Source organism: Sphingobium sp. 3R8, from assembly GCF_020166615.1.
Taxonomy (GTDB): Bacteria; Pseudomonadota; Alphaproteobacteria; order Sphingomonadales; family Sphingomonadaceae; genus Sphingobium; species Sphingobium bisphenolicum.
The window spans coordinates 79143-94644 of the sequence record NZ_JAIQXR010000007.1 but is presented as its reverse complement, the minus strand read 5'-3'; the positions used below and the strand labels follow the sequence as shown (position 1 = coordinate 94644).

The 15502-nt window shown below is 66.6% G+C and carries 17 protein-coding genes and 1 riboswitch; of the genes, 2 read left to right on the top strand and 15 right to left on the bottom strand.

Annotated elements, in window-relative coordinates; all coding sequences use genetic code 11:
* Nucleotides 1-20 precede the first annotated feature (20 nt).
* The 5 genes from K9B33_RS08860 to K9B33_RS08840 all read right to left on the bottom strand — a co-directional run bounded on the left by K9B33_RS08860 (nucleotide 21) and on the right by K9B33_RS08840 (nucleotide 4860).
* Nucleotides 21-737, bottom strand: coding sequence for a DUF2059 domain-containing protein (locus tag K9B33_RS08860; protein ID WP_224548168.1), 717 nt, complete (start codon nucleotides 735-737; stop codon nucleotides 21-23).
* Complete coding sequence (locus K9B33_RS08855) at nucleotides 737-2182, bottom strand: NAD(P)-dependent oxidoreductase (RefSeq protein WP_224548167.1); 1446 nt, start codon at nucleotides 2180-2182, stop codon at nucleotides 737-739. The genes K9B33_RS08860 and K9B33_RS08855 overlap by 1 nt, the downstream gene beginning before the upstream one ends.
* 164 nt (nucleotides 2183-2346) lie before the next feature.
* The gene (locus K9B33_RS08850; RefSeq protein WP_224548166.1) at nucleotides 2347-3156 is read right to left on the bottom strand and encodes an undecaprenyl-diphosphate phosphatase; all 810 of its coding nucleotides are present in this window, start codon (nucleotides 3154-3156) and stop codon (nucleotides 2347-2349) included.
* A 118-nt stretch (nucleotides 3157-3274) separates the two neighbouring features.
* Nucleotides 3275-4201 (bottom strand): complex I NDUFA9 subunit family protein, encoded by a 927-nt coding sequence (locus tag K9B33_RS08845; RefSeq protein WP_224548165.1) that lies wholly within the window; start codon nucleotides 4199-4201, stop codon nucleotides 3275-3277.
* Nucleotides 4202-4281: 80 nt separating this feature from the next.
* The gene (locus tag K9B33_RS08840) at nucleotides 4282-4860 is read right to left on the bottom strand and encodes a TMEM165/GDT1 family protein (RefSeq protein WP_224548164.1); all 579 of its coding nucleotides are present in this window, start codon (nucleotides 4858-4860) and stop codon (nucleotides 4282-4284) included.
* Between the two features lie 19 nt (nucleotides 4861-4879).
* A riboswitch (yybP-ykoY riboswitch) is annotated at nucleotides 4880-5064 on the bottom strand.
* A gap of 33 nt (nucleotides 5065-5097) precedes the next feature.
* Here K9B33_RS08840 and K9B33_RS08835 point away from each other — a divergent pair.
* Both K9B33_RS08835 and K9B33_RS08830 read left to right on the top strand, forming a co-directional pair.
* Entirely contained in the window at nucleotides 5098-5514 is a 417-nt protein-coding gene (locus tag K9B33_RS08835) for a DUF1801 domain-containing protein (RefSeq protein ID WP_224548163.1), read from the top strand.
* Nucleotides 5511-7085, top strand: coding sequence for an amidase (locus K9B33_RS08830; RefSeq protein ID WP_224548162.1), 1575 nt, complete (start codon nucleotides 5511-5513; stop codon nucleotides 7083-7085). Before K9B33_RS08835 ends, K9B33_RS08830 begins: the two co-directional genes overlap by 4 nt.
* 23 nt (nucleotides 7086-7108) lie before the next feature.
* Here the strand turns inward: K9B33_RS08830 and K9B33_RS08825 are convergent, their stop codons facing one another.
* The 10 genes from K9B33_RS08825 to rmuC form a co-directional block, all read right to left on the bottom strand.
* Complete coding sequence (locus K9B33_RS08825; protein ID WP_224548160.1) at nucleotides 7109-7510, bottom strand: hypothetical protein; 402 nt, start codon at nucleotides 7508-7510, stop codon at nucleotides 7109-7111.
* Between the two features lie 90 nt (nucleotides 7511-7600).
* Complete coding sequence (locus tag K9B33_RS08820; protein WP_224548158.1) at nucleotides 7601-8158, bottom strand: hypothetical protein; 558 nt, start codon at nucleotides 8156-8158, stop codon at nucleotides 7601-7603.
* 13 nt (nucleotides 8159-8171) lie between these two features.
* Nucleotides 8172-8726, bottom strand: coding sequence for a demethoxyubiquinone hydroxylase family protein (locus K9B33_RS08815; RefSeq protein WP_224548156.1), 555 nt, complete (start codon nucleotides 8724-8726; stop codon nucleotides 8172-8174).
* Complete coding sequence (locus tag K9B33_RS08810; RefSeq protein ID WP_224548154.1) at nucleotides 8723-9202, bottom strand: disulfide bond formation protein B; 480 nt, start codon at nucleotides 9200-9202, stop codon at nucleotides 8723-8725. The genes K9B33_RS08815 and K9B33_RS08810 overlap by 4 nt, the downstream gene beginning before the upstream one ends.
* 108 nt (nucleotides 9203-9310) lie before the next feature.
* The gene (locus K9B33_RS08805) at nucleotides 9311-10663 is read right to left on the bottom strand and encodes a S41 family peptidase (protein ID WP_224548152.1); all 1353 of its coding nucleotides are present in this window, start codon (nucleotides 10661-10663) and stop codon (nucleotides 9311-9313) included.
* A 103-nt stretch (nucleotides 10664-10766) separates the two neighbouring features.
* Nucleotides 10767-11960, bottom strand: a complete 1194-nt coding sequence (locus K9B33_RS08800) for a peptidoglycan DD-metalloendopeptidase family protein (protein WP_263499523.1) — start codon at nucleotides 11958-11960, stop codon at nucleotides 10767-10769.
* Between the two features lie 114 nt (nucleotides 11961-12074).
* Nucleotides 12075-12497 (bottom strand): 23S rRNA (pseudouridine(1915)-N(3))-methyltransferase RlmH, encoded by a 423-nt coding sequence (locus K9B33_RS08795; protein ID WP_224548148.1) that lies wholly within the window; start codon nucleotides 12495-12497, stop codon nucleotides 12075-12077.
* A 118-nt stretch (nucleotides 12498-12615) separates the two neighbouring features.
* Nucleotides 12616-12933, bottom strand: a complete 318-nt coding sequence (rsfS, locus tag K9B33_RS08790; RefSeq protein WP_315975808.1) for a ribosome silencing factor — start codon at nucleotides 12931-12933, stop codon at nucleotides 12616-12618.
* A gap of 84 nt (nucleotides 12934-13017) precedes the next feature.
* Nucleotides 13018-13647, bottom strand: coding sequence for a nicotinate-nucleotide adenylyltransferase (locus K9B33_RS08785; protein ID WP_224548144.1), 630 nt, complete (start codon nucleotides 13645-13647; stop codon nucleotides 13018-13020).
* A 302-nt stretch (nucleotides 13648-13949) separates the two neighbouring features.
* Nucleotides 13950-15470 (bottom strand): DNA recombination protein RmuC, encoded by a 1521-nt coding sequence (gene rmuC / locus K9B33_RS08780; RefSeq protein WP_224548141.1) that lies wholly within the window; start codon nucleotides 15468-15470, stop codon nucleotides 13950-13952.
* Nucleotides 15471-15502 lie beyond the last annotated feature (32 nt).

Here is a 15502-nt window from a genome sequence, read left to right as displayed (position 1 = left end):
GGCATCGCCGGCGTCGATTGTCAGTTGGCCTTCTTGGCGTCCGCCCCGAGCAATGTAGTGAGGCGGTCGCGTTCAGCCTTGGTCAGGTCGTTATAGGTGCGCGGCTTGGGCAGCTTTTCGAGTTCGGCCGCAGATGATTTCATGATCTCCGGCATGGCCTGCATCATTTCCGGCATCACCTTCTGCAGTCGACCGATATAATGCGGGTCGGCAGCCAGCTCCATGAAGCCTGCGCCGAACTTCGCGCCGATGGGCGTCTTGAAAAACGCGCCGATCTGGTCGAGTTCGGCAGAATTGTAGCGAGAGGCGAAAGCCTCCGCCATGCCTTCGCGCATATCCGGTTCATAGCGCCCCATGAAGCGACCGATTGCGGGCATCATGCTGTTGACGACCACGTCCATGCGCTTCCGGAAATTGGGATCGATGATCGCCATCATCTCCTCGATCGTCCCTTCGCCCAGCTTGTCCGCCTGTTCCGGATCGAGGCCACCGACTTTCAGGAACTCGCGGATCGGCATCTTGGTCATGCCGTCCATCATCGGTCCCATCATCTTCTGCATCATCGGCCCCATCATTTTTTCCATGGTGCCATCGGGCAGAATAACGGCGGCGATCGGCTTGGCCTTGGCCAGCAGCGCCGGATCGACAGCTTCTACCGTTGCAGCAGGCGCCTGGGCCTGCGCAGCGATCGGGGCGGATAGCAGCAGCAAAGGGGCGACGAGGGAAGTGAAGCGCATCACGCCGCGACCCTTTCGCCCGCCTTGGCCTTCGCCTTCAGATAGCGATGCATATGATCCGTCACATCCCGCCCGTCGCGGATCGCCCAGACGACCAGCGATGCGCCGCGCACGATGTCGCCGGCCGCGAACACGCCGTCCACGCTGGTCATCATCGTCTTGTGATCGACGCGCAGCGTGCCCCAGCGGGTGACCGACAGGTCGTCGGCGCCGAACAGCCTGGGCAGTTCTTCAGGGTCGTAGCCCAGCGCCTTGATGACCAGATCGGCTTCCAGCGTATGTTCGCTGCCCGGATCGGCTTCCGGCGCACGACGACCGGAGGCGTCGGGCTGGCCGAGGCGCATCTTGGTGACCTTGACGCCCGTAACATGCTCCGTGCCCTCAAAGGCGATCGGCGCGGTCAGCCAGACGAACTCGACGCCTTCTTCCTCCGCATTGGCGACTTCACGCTGCGATCCGGGCATATTTTCCCGGTCACGGCGGTAGAGGCACTTGACCGACTTGGCACCCTGGCGAATCGCGGTGCGGACGCAGTCCATCGCCGTGTCGCCGCCGCCGATGACGACGACATTCTTGCCGGTCGCCAGCAGCGACCCGTCGTCATGTTCCGGCACGGCGTCGCCGAAGCCCGCCTTGTTGGAGGCGGTGAGATAGTCGAGCGCCTTGACCACGCCCGCGGCGCCGACGCCCGGCGCCTTGATGTCGCGCGGCTTGTAGACGCCCGTCGCGATCAGGATCGCATCATGCTTCTGGCGCAACTGTTCCAGCGTGGCGTCGCGGCCGATCTCGAAACTGTCGTGGAAGATGATGCCGCCGTCCTTGAGCCGCTGGATGCGGCGCATGACCACGTCCTTCTCCAGCTTGAAGCCGGGGATGCCATAGGTCAGCAGGCCGCCGGCGCGATCGTGCCGGTCGTAGACATGGATCTCATAGCCCGCCACGCGCAGATATTCCGCCGTCGTCAGGCCGGCCGGTCCCGCACCGATGACGCCGACCGACTGGCCGCGCGCCGCGCCGGGGACCAGCGGTTCGACCCAGCCTTCCTTCCAGGCGGTGTCGGTGATGTATTTTTCGACGCTGCCGATGGTCACGGCGCCATGGCCGGAAAATTCGATGACGCAATTGCCCTCGCACAGCCGGTCCTGCGGGCAGATGCGGCCGCAGATTTCGGGCATGGTGCTGGTCAGGTTCGACAGTTCATAGGCTTCGCGCAACCGGCCTTCGGCGGTCAGGCGCAGCCAGTCGGGGATATGATTGTGCAGCGGGCAATGGGTCGAGCAATAGGGGACGCCGCATTGCGAGCAGCGCGACGCCTGTTCTTCCGCCTTATCGAGAATGAAGCTGCGGCTGATTTCCAGAAAATCGTCGGCGCGGTCGTCCGCCGCGCGCTTTTCCGGGTAGGATTGTGCCTTACCCACAAATTTCAGCATCGGATTGTCAGCCATGGATCGCCTCTGAATCTGTTTCAGCAGCGCGCATAGCAGAAAAACCCGCGCAGTCACGTGGATTCTGGCAGTTAGGTCAGCATGACTTACTAATTAAATGGGATTTTACCGCTTAATTGCGAATGGATCGCAAAAACTAGCGTAACATAAGGACCGTTTCGGACCTACCTCATGCCGAGCCAGATCAGCGCGGCGCAGCCGGCGACGATTCGATACCAGGCAAAGGGGGTGAAGCCATGTTTGGACACCAGCCCGACGAACCATTTGATGACCAGAAGGGCGACGAAGAAGGAGACGATGAAGCCGAGCGCGATACTGTCCCAGCCCACCGTCGCGCTGGTGATCTGGTCGCCCTTCTTCAGCAGTTCCAGGGTCGTCGCGCCCAACATGGTCGGGATTGCCAGGAAGAAGCTGAACTCCGCCGCGGTGCGGCGCTCGACGCCCAGCGTCAGCGCGCCCATGATCGTAGCGCCCGACCGGCTGACGCCGGGAATCATCGATATGCACTGGATCAGGCCTACGCCCAGCGCCCGGATAGCGGGGATGTCGGCGATGCCGTGGAACCGCTGTTCCTTCACCATGCGTTCGATGAGCAGGATCGCTACGCCGCCCACGATCAACGCCCAGGCGACGACCCTGGGCGCGCCCAGCAGCATCTCGACATAGTCGTGCAGCGCCAGGCCGACGATGGCGGCGGGGATGAAGGCGAGCAGCAGGTTGCGCAGGAACCGCCAGCTTACCGGCTCGCGCCGCAACAGCCCCATCGCCACTGCCCAGAAAGTGCGCCAGTAGAGCACCACCACCGCCAGGATCGCGCCGAGCTGGATCACGACGTTGAACATCGCCCAGCTGGCCGAATCATAGCTCAGCAATTCGCTCGCCAGGATCAGATGCCCGGTCGAGGATACCGGCAGGAATTCGGTCAGCCCTTCCACGATGCCCAGCAGGATGACGGTCAGATAATGGAGGTCCATGGGAAGCCTTTGGCGCAGCGTGCTCTCGCGAAGGCGTTGAACCGAGGCACGTGACTCGGTTCAATCCAGTTCGGACGGTGGGGCTGGTCTCCCGCCTGCGCGGGAGAACAAGGCTATGTCAGGCGCGCGCGCGGCCGGCGAAACGGCCGTGGCGGCGATAGCGGACCATCCACTTGTCGGCGACTGCGCCGAGCGGCGTCGGCGCGACGCCCAGCGCTTCCAGCCCTTCCGCCCCGGGCGCGGCGACATTGTCGCGGCCCAGCATGGCGAGCTGGTCGCGGCTGATCGGGCCGCCCGGCAGCATCGCCAGCAGCGACGCGACGCCCTGCGGCACGTCGATCAGGGGCTTGTCACGGCCGATCGCCCTGGCGATCCAGGCGTTGATCTCCTTCATGCTCATCACCTGCGGGCCGGCGACCTCATAGGTCTTGCCGCCATAGAGGCCGGGCTGCGCGGCGGCATGGGCGATCGCGTCGGCAACGTCGCCGACATAGACCGGCTGGAACTTGGTCGCAGGCGCAATCACCGGGACGACCGGGAACAGGCTGATGAGGTCGGCGAAACGGTTGAGGAACTGGTCCTCCGGCCCGAAGACGATCGACGGGCGAATGATGGTGGCGCTGGGGAAGGCGGCCTTGACCGCGGTCTCGCCCGCCGCCTTCGACCGGCCATAGGCCGACGGGCTTTCGGCGTCCGCGCCGATCGCCGAGACATGGACCAGCGTGGTCGCGCCTGCCGCAGCGGCAGCTTTCGCCACATTGGCCGCGCCGACATGGTGGAAGGCGTCGAAATCGCCCGCCAATATGCCGACCAGATTGACGACGACGTCGCTGCCATGGATGGCGCGGGCGACGCTGTCGGGCTTGCGGATGTCCGCGGCGACGAACTGGGTCTGGCCCAGATTGCCCAGCGTCTTGACCTTCATCGCGGTGGCCAGGTCGCGCTGCGCGATCCGCACCCGTGCGCCCTGCGCCATCAGCGCCTGGGCGACCTGCCGGCCCAGAAAGCCGCCGCCGCCGAACACCGTAACCAGACTGTCCTTCATCACGCGCGTCCCATGTCTAAATTTAAGGGAATGACTCTGCCAAACCCCTTGCAACAGCCGCCGCGCGCTGACAACCGCCTTTAGCCGAACCAGCCTTGCAGATCGGCCAGCATCCACAAGCCCAGACCCAGGAACAGCAACGCCGCGCCGATCTGCAACGCGCGCATCGGCACCTTCTTGGCCAGCGCCTCGCCGAACAGGACGGCCGGCACATTGGCGATCATCATGCCCAGCGTCGTGCCCATGGTGACGGCGACCAGATTGTCGAACCGCGCGCCCAGCGCCACGGTCGCAACCTGCGTCTTGTCGCCCATCTCGACCAGGAAGAAGGCGACCAGCGTCGTCACGAACACGCCCGCCTTGGTCGGGGCTTTCAGCGGCGCATCCTCGTCGAACGTGTCGGGGATCAGCGTCCAGGCGGCCATGGCGATGAAGGAGGCGGCGACGGCGTAGCGGAACCACTCCTGCGTCAGCACGCCCGCGATCGAATGGCCGACCAGCGCGGCGAGGAAATGATTGGCGACCGTGGCCGCGAAAATGCCCAGGATGATCGGCACCGGCTTGCGAAAGCGGGTGGCGAGCAGCATGGCCAGCAACTGCGTCTTGTCGCCCATTTCGGCGAGCGCGACGAGCGCGGCGGAGGTGAAGAGAGCTTCCATCGTGAATTTCCGGGGCCGGGCGGAAGTGAAACAGACGCAATGCCACCGTCGCCTCCCGCCCGGCCGGACAGAGAAGCGCCGATGCCATTGGTCTCGCCAGAAGCGGTGACCCGCGTCCCATATGCCATGACCTCTCGGCCAAATATGTTGACATATGGCCCGTTCCTCGGCGGAACGGCTGGCTACTCCCCAGATGACGCGCTAGCCTCTAGGCGAGCGGCGCGGGGAAGGCAAGCCATGGCGAAGGACGCGAACAAGACGGTCGAAACGGCGGCGGACGTGGACGCGTTTCTGGCGGCGGTCGAGCCCGAAGAGCGGCGCGCGGACGGCCGGATCGCGGCGGCGCTGATGGCGCGCCTGTCGGGCGAACCGCCGCGCCTGTGGGGATCCAGCATCATCGGCTTCGGCCGCTATCACTATCGCTATGACAGCGGGCGCGAGGGCGAGAGCTGCCGCATCGGCTTTGCGCCGCGCAAGGCGGAGCTGGTCTTCTATCTGGCCGGGCTGGCGGACATGGATTTCGCCACTTTGGGCACGCATCGGCGCGGCAAGGGCTGCCTCTATGTGAAACGCCTGTCCGGCATCGACATGGCGGTATTGGAGGCGCTGATCGTCAAGAGCCTTGCCCATATGGACGAGGTCTATCCGCGATGAAGAGGCTGCTGCCCATCCTGGCCCTGCTGCTGGCCGCAGCGCCCGCGCGGGCGCAGATCGAGCAGGCGACGGTCGCGTCGCTCTCCGCCGATCTGGCGGCCGGCCGCACCACCAGTCAGAAGGCGGTGCGCGCCTATCTGCAACGCATCGCGGCGCTGGACCGCAAGGGGCCGCGCCTCAACAGCATCATCAGTCTCAATCCCCATGCGATGCAGGAAGCGCGGGCGCTGGACGCCGAGCGCCGCGCGGGCAAGCTGCGCGGGCCGCTCCATGGCGTGCCGATCCTGCTCAAGGACAATATCGAGGCGGCGGGGATGCCGACCACCGCCGGGTCGCTGGCGCTCGCCCGCAACGATCCGGGCCGCGATTCGCCGGTCGCCGCAGCGCTGAGAGCGAGGGGCGCGATCATCCTGGGCAAGACCAACCTGTCCGAATGGGCCAATTTCCGCTCAGAACGGTCGATGAGCGGCTGGAGCGCGATCGGCGGGCTCACCCGCAATCCCTATGCGCTCGATCGCACCACCTGCGGGTCGTCGAGCGGATCGGGCGCAGCGGTCGCCGCCGGCTTCGCCCCTGCCGCGATCGGCAGCGAAACCAACGGGTCGATCATCTGCCCCGCCTCGATGATGGGGCTGGTGGGGTTGAAGCCGACGGTCGGCCTCATACCCCGCACCCATATCGTACCGATCAGCCATAGCCAGGATACGGCCGGCCCCATGGCGCGCAGCGTGCGCGACGTCGCCATCCTGCTGTCGGCGCTGATCGCCAGCGACCCCGCCGACCCTGCCACTGCCGACGCCATGGCCCATGCGGGCGATCATGCCGCCGCGCTCGATCCCGCCGCGATCGGCAGGATGCGGATCGGCGTGCTGCGCGGCGGCGCGCAACCGGAACTGCTGGAGCGCTATGAAGCGGCGCTGGCGCTGCTCAAGGGACTGGGCGCGACCTTGGTGGAGGTGAAGAAACCGCCGATGGAAGGTATGTCGGCCGCCAGCTACGACGTGCTGCAATATGAGTTCAAGGCGGACGTGAACGCCTATCTCGCCACCACACGGCCCGACCAGGTGGACAGCCGCACGCTCGCCGGTCTCATCGCCTTCGACGACGCGCACAAGGTGTCGGAGATGCCGCTGTTCGGGCAGGAAATCTTCGCCCTGTCGCAAGCCAAGGCCGGGCTGGACGACCCGGCCTACAAAGCGGCGCGCGCAACATCGTTGCGGCTGGCGGGGCGGGAGGGAATCGACGCGATGCTGGCTGATAACCGCGTCGATCTGCTGGTGACGATCAGCTACGGCCCGGCCTGGCCGTCCGATACCGTGTGGGGCGATCAATATGAGGGACCGGGCGGCTCCACCGGCCCGGCGGCGATCGCGGGCTATCCGCATCTGACCGTGCCGATGGGGCTGGTGCGCGGCCTGCCGGTAGGGTTGAGCTTCATCGGCGCGGCCTATGCCGAACAGGGGCTGCTCGATGCGGGGCTGGCCTATGAACAGGCGGCGGGAATCAGCAACAAGCCGGATTTCCGCGCGACGGTGGACAGCGGCCCGGAACTGGAAGGCCAGCGGCCCTGACATCCATCAGGTCTTAGCCTGTCTCAAGGCTCGCCGGCGCTTTCCTGCATCCGCCGTTCGGCGAACCATTGTTGCAGCATCTGGGCGGTGCAGCCGGTAAAGCCGTTGCTGCCGATGGCGTTGCAGCTATTGGGCAGCGTCTGCCGCTGGGTCTGCTCCATCGTCGCCACCTGGCTGCCCCAGCCCGGACCGCCCGACACGGCGGGCTTTTCCCGCAATTTCTTGGGGATGCGGTAGCGCTCCGCCTCGGGCTTGCGGGCGCACACGACGATCTCGTCGCCCTTGCTCTGCGGGCAGGGATCGTCGCCATAGACCAGCAGGTTGATGATCCGTTCGGGCGGCGGCTCCGCCTGCGCAAGCGCCGGAGAGGGAAGCAGCGGGGCCAGCAACAGGCCGACCAGGGGAAGCACGACGCGCGGTCGCATAAGAGAATCCTTTACCACCCCCGTTGGATGCCGGGCGTGCCCAATGCCCGGCGGCTCATGGATCAGGACGTCATCAACGCCCACAATCCGTCATGGCCGGGTCGCGGACGGCGCCGGTGCGGGCTGCTGCGCCGCTTTTTCCTCGGCCTTCACCCGCGCCTCGATCGCGTCGCTGTCGGCATCGATGGTGGACAGGCGCTTGGCGCGCTCGGCCGCGACCAGATCCTTCCAGCTTGCATTGTCGAGCGCCTGCCGCTCCGCCTTGGCCAGGCGGGACAGTTGCGCGAAGCAGCCGGTCGCGCCGCCGCTGCCGACCGGCGAGCAGCTTTCGGTGCCGGAGCGGCCGACATATTCCATCGACCGCACCCGTTCGCCCCAGGCCTGCTTGCTCGGCATGTTGGGATCGCCGCGCAGCGGTTCGGGGATGCGATAACGTTCCTCCTCGCCCTTGCGCGCGCACACGACGATGTCGTCGCCAGCGCTTTGCGGGCAGGCGTCGTCGCCATAGACGATGACGATATTGACCTTCTCCGACGCGGGATCGGTCACCGCGGTCGGCGCAGTGGCAGGTTGGGCCAGGGCGGGGACGGACGCGCCCAGCATCAGCCCAATGGTCAGAGCCTTTGCAATCATCGGGGTCTTCATCATCTGTCCGTCCTTATCAAAGGCGCTTGGAAAGCGCGATGGCGGCCCGGCATCCCAAACGGATGGCGCCCGACAAGAGGGGGTAGGCAGGTGCCTGCTCCGCACCGTGCGCGATCGCCGCGTCGCGATGTTCGACCTCCTCCGCCTGGAAATCCGCAATGGCGGTGGAGAGTTCCGAATCGCTGTCGCCCAATTGCGCCAGTTGCTCGGCATAATGGCGGTCGATCTCGGTTTCGATCGCCGCGGTGCAGGCCATGGCGGCCTTCGGGCCCATGGCGGCCGTGACCGCGCCCAGCGCGAAACCGGCGGCGCTCCAGATCGGCGCCAGCGCCGTCGGGCGCACCCCGCGCCGGGCGATCATCGCGTCGAAGGCGGCGCGATGCCGTTCCTCCTGCGCCGCCATACCGGCAATCAGGCGACCATAGGGATGGCGATCGCCCATCACCGCCAGTTGCCCGGCATAGATGCGCACCGCGCCAAACTCGCCAGCCTGGTCGACCCGCACCATGGCGGCGCGGTCGGCATCGGACAGGCGCTTGCCCGGTCGGGGAAAATCCTTGGGCGCGGTCATGCTTTTCTCGCCTTGAGCAATAGCGCCAAGATGGCGAGCGCGGCGGCTCCGGACAAGAGGCCGTTATAGCCGGCGAGCGAAATGCCGAAAAGATCCCATGGCGCGACGTCGCAACGGGTGATCGGCGTCGCCCAGATCTGGTTGAGCAGGTCGGCGCCGCCGCCCGCCGGGGTGGTGGAGCAGGTGGTCAGTCCTTCCCACCAGCCATATTCGACCCCGGCATGGAACAGGCCGATCAGCCCGCTGATGCCGATGGCGAGGCCGGCCAGCCCCGCGAACAGCGCGCTGACGCAGGCGCGGCCGCGCAGCGCATAGGCCAGCAGCGCCAGCGGGATCGCGGCCATATGGGGGTAACGCTGCCACCAGCACATGTCGCAGGGGTGCAGGCCGCCGACATATTGCGACGCATAGGCGCCGCCCAGCAGCAGGACGGGCGTCAGCAAGGCGATGGTGCGGGCAAGCGGGATGCTCTTCATGATGCCCGCTTAAAGCCTTGGCTTGCTTTCGTCATGCTGAACTTGATGGCCTGGACATATCATGGCGTGTTCGCCTGCGCGGGAACACGCCATGGTGAAGAGATCGCCTTATTTCGCCCCCGGCTTGCGCGCCGTCCCCTGCGCCTGGGCGATGGTCGCGCCGGGCGTGCCGGCCAGGCGCGCGATCGTCTTGAGCGCATAGTCGAGCTGGAAGTCCTCGACGCCCTTCTTCTTCAGTTCCTCGGCCGACAGGGCGAAGCGCGGATCGTCCTTGCTGTCTTCCTCCAGCGCCTTGTCGTCGGTCTTGATCTCGTTGATCAGGTGACGGCGCAGGTCGCTCTCGCGATATTTCGGCCGGTTCTTGTAATCGGGATCGCTCAACTGCGGCACGCGGATATCGGGCTGGATGCCGCCTTCCTGCACGCTGCGGCCCGACGGCGTGTAGTAGCGCGCCGTCGTCAGCTTGAGCGCGGTAGTGTTCGACAGCGGCAACATGGTCTGGACGCTGCCCTTGCCGAAGCTGCGTTCGCCCATCACCAGCGCGCGATGCTGGTCCTGCAATGCGCCCGCGACGATTTCGGAGGCCGAAGCCGAACCTGCATCGACCAGCACGATCACCGGCAGACCCTTGGCGTCGTCGCCGGGCTTGGCGTAATAGCGTTCGACATCGCCCTTCGCCCGGCCGCGCTGCGACACGATCTCGCCGCGCTCCAGGAAGGCGTCGCTGACACTCACCGCTTCGTCCAGCAAGCCGCCGGGATTGGACCGCAGGTCGAGGATATAGCCGGTGGGCTTGTGGCCCAGCGACTTGTCGATGCTGCGGATCGCCGACCGCACGTCGGCCCCGGTATTGGCCGAGAAGCTGACGATGTTGACGATGCCGATATTGTTCTTCACTTCCCATTTCACGGGCTTGAGCTGGATGATCTCGCGCGTCAGGGTCAGTTCGATCGGCTTGTCGCGGCCGGCGCGCACGATGGTCAGCTTCAGGCTGGTGCCCGGCGCGCCGCGCATCTTGTCGACCGCCTCGTCCAGCGTGCCGCCATAGATCAACTGGCCGTCGATATGGGTGATATAGTCGCCCGCCTTGATCCCCGCCCGCCAGGCCGGGGTGTCCTGCGTCGGCGCGATCACCTTGACCGCGCCATCCTCCTGCGTGACCGACAGGCCCAGGCCGCCATAGCTGCCCTCCGTCTGGGTGCGCAGATTCTGGAAGTCGCGCGCGTCGAGGAAGCTGCTATGCGGGTCGAGGCTGGCGAGCATTCCGTCGATCGCGCCCTTGATCAGCTTTTCGTCGTCGACCTTTTCGACATAGTCGCTGCGGACCTTCTGGAACACGTCCATGAACTCGTCGAGCGCCTTGTAGCTCGACGCCTCCCCGTCGGCGAGGGCTGCGGTGGTGGCAGGGATGAGCGCAAGCGCCCCGAGCGCGACTGCGCCCTGGAGGAAGGTGGATTTCATGGCTGTCCTAGATTCCGGCATCTGATCCCCGATATAGGCCGATTCTCGTGCCAACGCAAAAGCGCGCTTCGATGAATGTCGCGCAGGGTCGATGAGCGTCGGGTTAACCAAGCCCCACCAGCGGCACGATATCCACTGGTCGGCCGTTGCGGCGCAGTTCCACGGTGATGTTGGGGCGTTCCGGGCCGGTGATGCCGACGGGGTCGCCCTGGCGCACGCTGTCGCCGACCTGTGCCGTGACGCGGTGCAGGCCGGTGATGAGGGTGGTCCAGCCCTGGCCATGGTCGATGATGAGGATCTGGCCATAATCGCGATAGGGGCCGGCGAAGGCGATGCGGCCGGCGGTGGGCGCGATCGCCTGCGCACCCGGCTGGGTCACCAAAGTCAGCCCGCGCGATCGCACGCCCCCGTCATTGACCTCGCCCATGCCGGTGACGAGCTGGCCGATCACCGGCAGGCGATAGGGCGGCGGGCCGCTGGCGGACGCATCGCGCTCCGGGGCGGGGGCGCCGGTCTGATCGGGGCGGGCGGGGCGAAGCAGCGGGCCGGACAGGGCAGCCAGCCGCTCGCGCAGGTCGCCGGCCTGTTCCAGCCGGTCCATCAGGTCGACGATGTCGCGCGCCCGTTCGCCCAGCGCGAGCGCCCGCTCGCTCTCCATGCCGGCATTGGCGCCATAGTCGCGGGCGGCGATGCGTTTTTGCGTTTCGAGGGCGGCGAGCGCGGTCTGCCGGTCCTTGCGGTCGGCCTGCGCCTTGCCCAGCGCATCGGCCGCCTGCTGCGCGGTGGCGCGCAGGGCGCGGCTCTTGTCCAGTTCCTGCCGCAGGCCGGCCGTGCGCTGCTCGATCACCGGCAGCACCTGCCCCAGCACCGCGCGCATATGGACCGCGTCGCCGACCGATCCGGGCTGGACCAGCGCCAGCGCCAGCGGACGGCGGGCCATCATCTGGAGCGCGGCCGTCAGGCGGACGACGGGTTCCTGCCTGGCGGCGAGACGCGCGGCCTGCGCGCGCTGCATCCGGGCGATGATGGCGATCCGGGCCTGCGCCGCCTGAATGTCGGCCTCCGCCTGCTGGATGCGGGCGGCGAGCGCGGCGGCGCGGCGGCGCGCCTGTTCGGCCTCGTCGCGGGCCAGCCCGGCCTGCTGTTCCAGCCGGGCGGAGCGGTCGCGGGCCTCGTCCGACTGGCGGCGGGCGTTTTTGAGCGCCTGCTGCTCCTGCGCCAGCGTCGTGCCGGCGGTGCCGGACAGGATGATCGCGCGGTCGTCTGCGGCGGGCAGGCGCGTGGCGGCCAGGGCCATCAGGCCCGCCATTATGCTTGCGATGAGGAGATTGCGCTTCACCCGATGCCCCGACCCGTATCGTTCCTGACTAGGCATAAGCGCAGGGCGTGTCGAGCATGGTCGAAAGGGCGGCTAACCCTCGCGGTGATAGGGGTGGCCCGCAAGGATCGAGCAGGCGCGCCACAATTGTTCAGCCAGCATCGCGCGGGCCATCATGTGCGGCCAGGTCATGGCGCCGAAGGCGATCAGCAGGTCCGCATTCGCCCGCTCGGCGTCATCGAATCCGTCCGCCGCGCCGATCAGGAATCGACATTCGCGCGTGCCTGCGTCGCGCCAGCCCTCGATCCGTCGGGCGAAGTCGAGGGAACCGAGCTGCTTGCCTTTTTCGTCCAGCATCACGGTGACGGTGCCGGGTGCGACCGGGGGCAGCTTGCCGCCGCGGTCGGGCATTTCGGTGATCTTGTGCGGCATGGTCAGCCGCTTGACGTAGCGATCTACCAGATCGGCTTCGGGTGACCGCCCGATCTTGCCGCGCGCGATGATGTGAAGGAGCACACCCTACTCCGTTCGTGTTGAGTAGAGGCGAAGCCCCATATCGAAGCACCCGCGCAATCCTTCGATACGCCGCTTCGACTTCGCTCAGCGGCTACTCAGGACGAACGGAATGCAGAGGTCAGGCGTTGCCCGCGACCGGCGCGTCGACGAAGCCCCACATCCGTTCCAGATTGTAGAAGCTGCGCACTTCCGGCTTGAACAGATGGACGATCACGTCGCCGGCGTCGATCAGCACCCAGTCGGCGACCGGAAGTCCCTCGACCCGCGCGGAGCGGCCCGTTTCCTTCTTGATCTTCTCGGCCAGATGCTGGGCGATCGCGGCGACCTGACGCGACGAACGGCCGCTGGCGATCACCATATAATCGGCGATGCTGCTCTTGCCTTCCAGCGGGATGGAGATGGTTTCCTGGGCCTGGTCGTCGTCGAGAGACTGCATGACGAGGGCGTGCAGGGCGGCCACGGATTGCGCGCCGAGCGCGGTATCGTTGGCAGAGGCGAGGTTAGACAATGAAACTCCAATCTAGATGACGTACCGACGCGTGAGCGGATCGCGCACACACGTTGCTTCATATTCGCGATGCCAGAGGGGGTCCGCCTGCCGCAGCAGGGTCGCCGATCTTGGATCAGGGCGAAAGCGCAATAGCACGAGCGCCGGTGGTCTCCAATTCGTCCAGTCTGCACTCTGGCGCGCGGACCGGACGAAGCGCCGCAGCCAGCTCATGGCCACAGAGCCACGGGCGGCGTCATCATAGCCCGGACGGGCGATAACAGCAATGGGCATTTGCCGGGCGATGCCGCGCCAGTCGCGCCATTGGCCGAATTGGGCCAGATTGTCCGCGCCCATCAGCCAGATGAAGCGGTTTTTGGGGTAGCGGCGGGTGAGCGCGCGCAGCGTGTCGATCGTGTAGCGGGTGCGCAGATGCCGCTCGATCGCGGTCGCGCGAATCGGGGCGCGGCGGGCGACGATGCGGGCGTGGGCGAGGCGGGCCGGGAGCGGGGCCATGCCTTTGGCGGGTTTGAGCGGATTGCCGGGGGATATCAGCCACCAGATTTCGTCCAGGTCCAGCGCGTCCTTCGCGAAGAGCGAGATGGCGCGGTGCCCGCCATGGGCCGGGTTGAAGGAGCCGCCAAGCAGGCCGATGCGTGTCATGCCCCCGCCATGCCAGCCTGAAGGCGGGGCGGCAATGGGGCCTATCGGCCGGGCGGCGTCAGCGGCCCCCGAAAGCCGGTTTCCGGGTCCGCCGATAGGGAATCTTGTCCAGTTTCGCCATCAGATCGGCAAAGGGATGATCCTGTCTGGACGGGCGCGCGCGCGACGTCGTTACGTCTGGCGCTTTGTCTTCGCGCCGCCGCAATGGACGGCGCAGGGTGATGGCTTTCCACATGGCACTCTCCGACCCGCGACTCTGTCAAATCCTGTGATTTGCTGCCGCTCATGGAGAAGAGACGCGGTCAGGCCATGCTTGTTCCTGTTTTAATGCATTCCGCCGCCGGCAAGGCCCGCGCCTCGTCGGTCTGGGCGTCGCGGGCCAGCACGTCGAGCGGCTCCATCGCCTCGATCTCCTTGCCGCCGGTTTCGATGTCGAGGTCGCGGAACTTGCGGCCGGTGGACAGGACGCGGCTTTCGAAGCTGCCGATGAAGCTGTTGTAGTTCGAGACGGCGCTGTTGAGGCCGGAGCCGAGGCGCTTCAGGTGGGTCGCGGCGACGGACAGGCGCTCATACAGCTCCTTGCCGAGCTGGCCGACCTGCTGCGCCTGTTCCTGCATCTTGGCCTGGCGCCAATGACCCGCCAGCGTGCGGGCGAGGGGGAGGAAGGTGGCGGGACCACAGATGATGACGCGATTCTTGGCCGCGCGTTCCCACAGGTCCATGTCCGCTTCCAGCGCGGCGGTGACGAAATTGTCGCCGGGGACATACATGATGACGAAGTCGGGGGCCTTGTCGAACTGCTCCCAATAGGCCTTGCGCCCCAGCGCGTCGGCATGGGTGCGCATGGCGCGGGCATGGTCGAGCATATGGGCGTCGCGCAGCGCCGGATCGACCTGGTCGACGGCGTTGAGATAGGCGACCAGCGAGCATTTGACATCGACCACCATCTGCTGGTCGCCAGGCAGGTTGATGACGAAGTCGGGCCGCATCCGGGTTTCAGAGCCATTGGCTTCGACCGCGACCGACACTTCTTCCTTGAAATCGACGAAGGGGGAGAGACCGGCGGTCTCGATGAGGTTCTTGAACTGCTGTTCGCCCCAGCGGCCGCGGGTCTTGGGCGCGGCGCGCAGCGCGTTGACCAGCTTGGCGGTTTCCTCGCGCACCTGGCCCTGGCCCAGATGCACCTGCTGCACCGCCTCGCGCAGTTCGGCATAGCTGCCGACCCGGTCCTTTTCGACGCGGGCGAGGCCCTCCTCATAGCGTTTGAGCGTGGTTTCGACCGGATTGAGCAGGGTCTTGAGCTGGGCCTCGCTCTTCTCGTTCGCCTGGGCGAAACGCTGGTCGGCGCGGGTCAGGAACTGGGTCTGGGCGGATTCGAGCAACTTGCCGCCGATTTCGCTGAACTGGGCGGAGAGCTGTTCCTTGGCGTCCCGGAGCGCAGCGATCTGCTGCTCGAAGGCCTGGGTGCGGGCCTGTGTATCGGACTTCAATCCGGCCAGTTCGCGCAGCGCGGCTTCGCGTTCGGCCTGGATGGACTCGATGCGTTGGGCGGCGGCGGCCTGCAGGGCTTCGAGCCGCTGGTCGGCGGCCAGTTGGGCGGTTTCGAGCCGGGCGATGTGGGTCGCGGACTGATGGACGCGCTCCTGCTCCACCGCCAGTTCGGCGATGGCGCCGTTGCGCTGGCTGGTGGCGAGGTCCAGCTTGTCACGCAGTTCCGCCTTCTCGGCGGCCAACGGGGCAAGCGCCTTGTCCTTGAGCAGCCAGCCGACCGCAAGGCCGATCAGCAGGGCGACGAGAATGAAGAGGGCGGCCAGGCTGTCCATGATAATCCTTGTTTGGAACGAAACGGGAACCT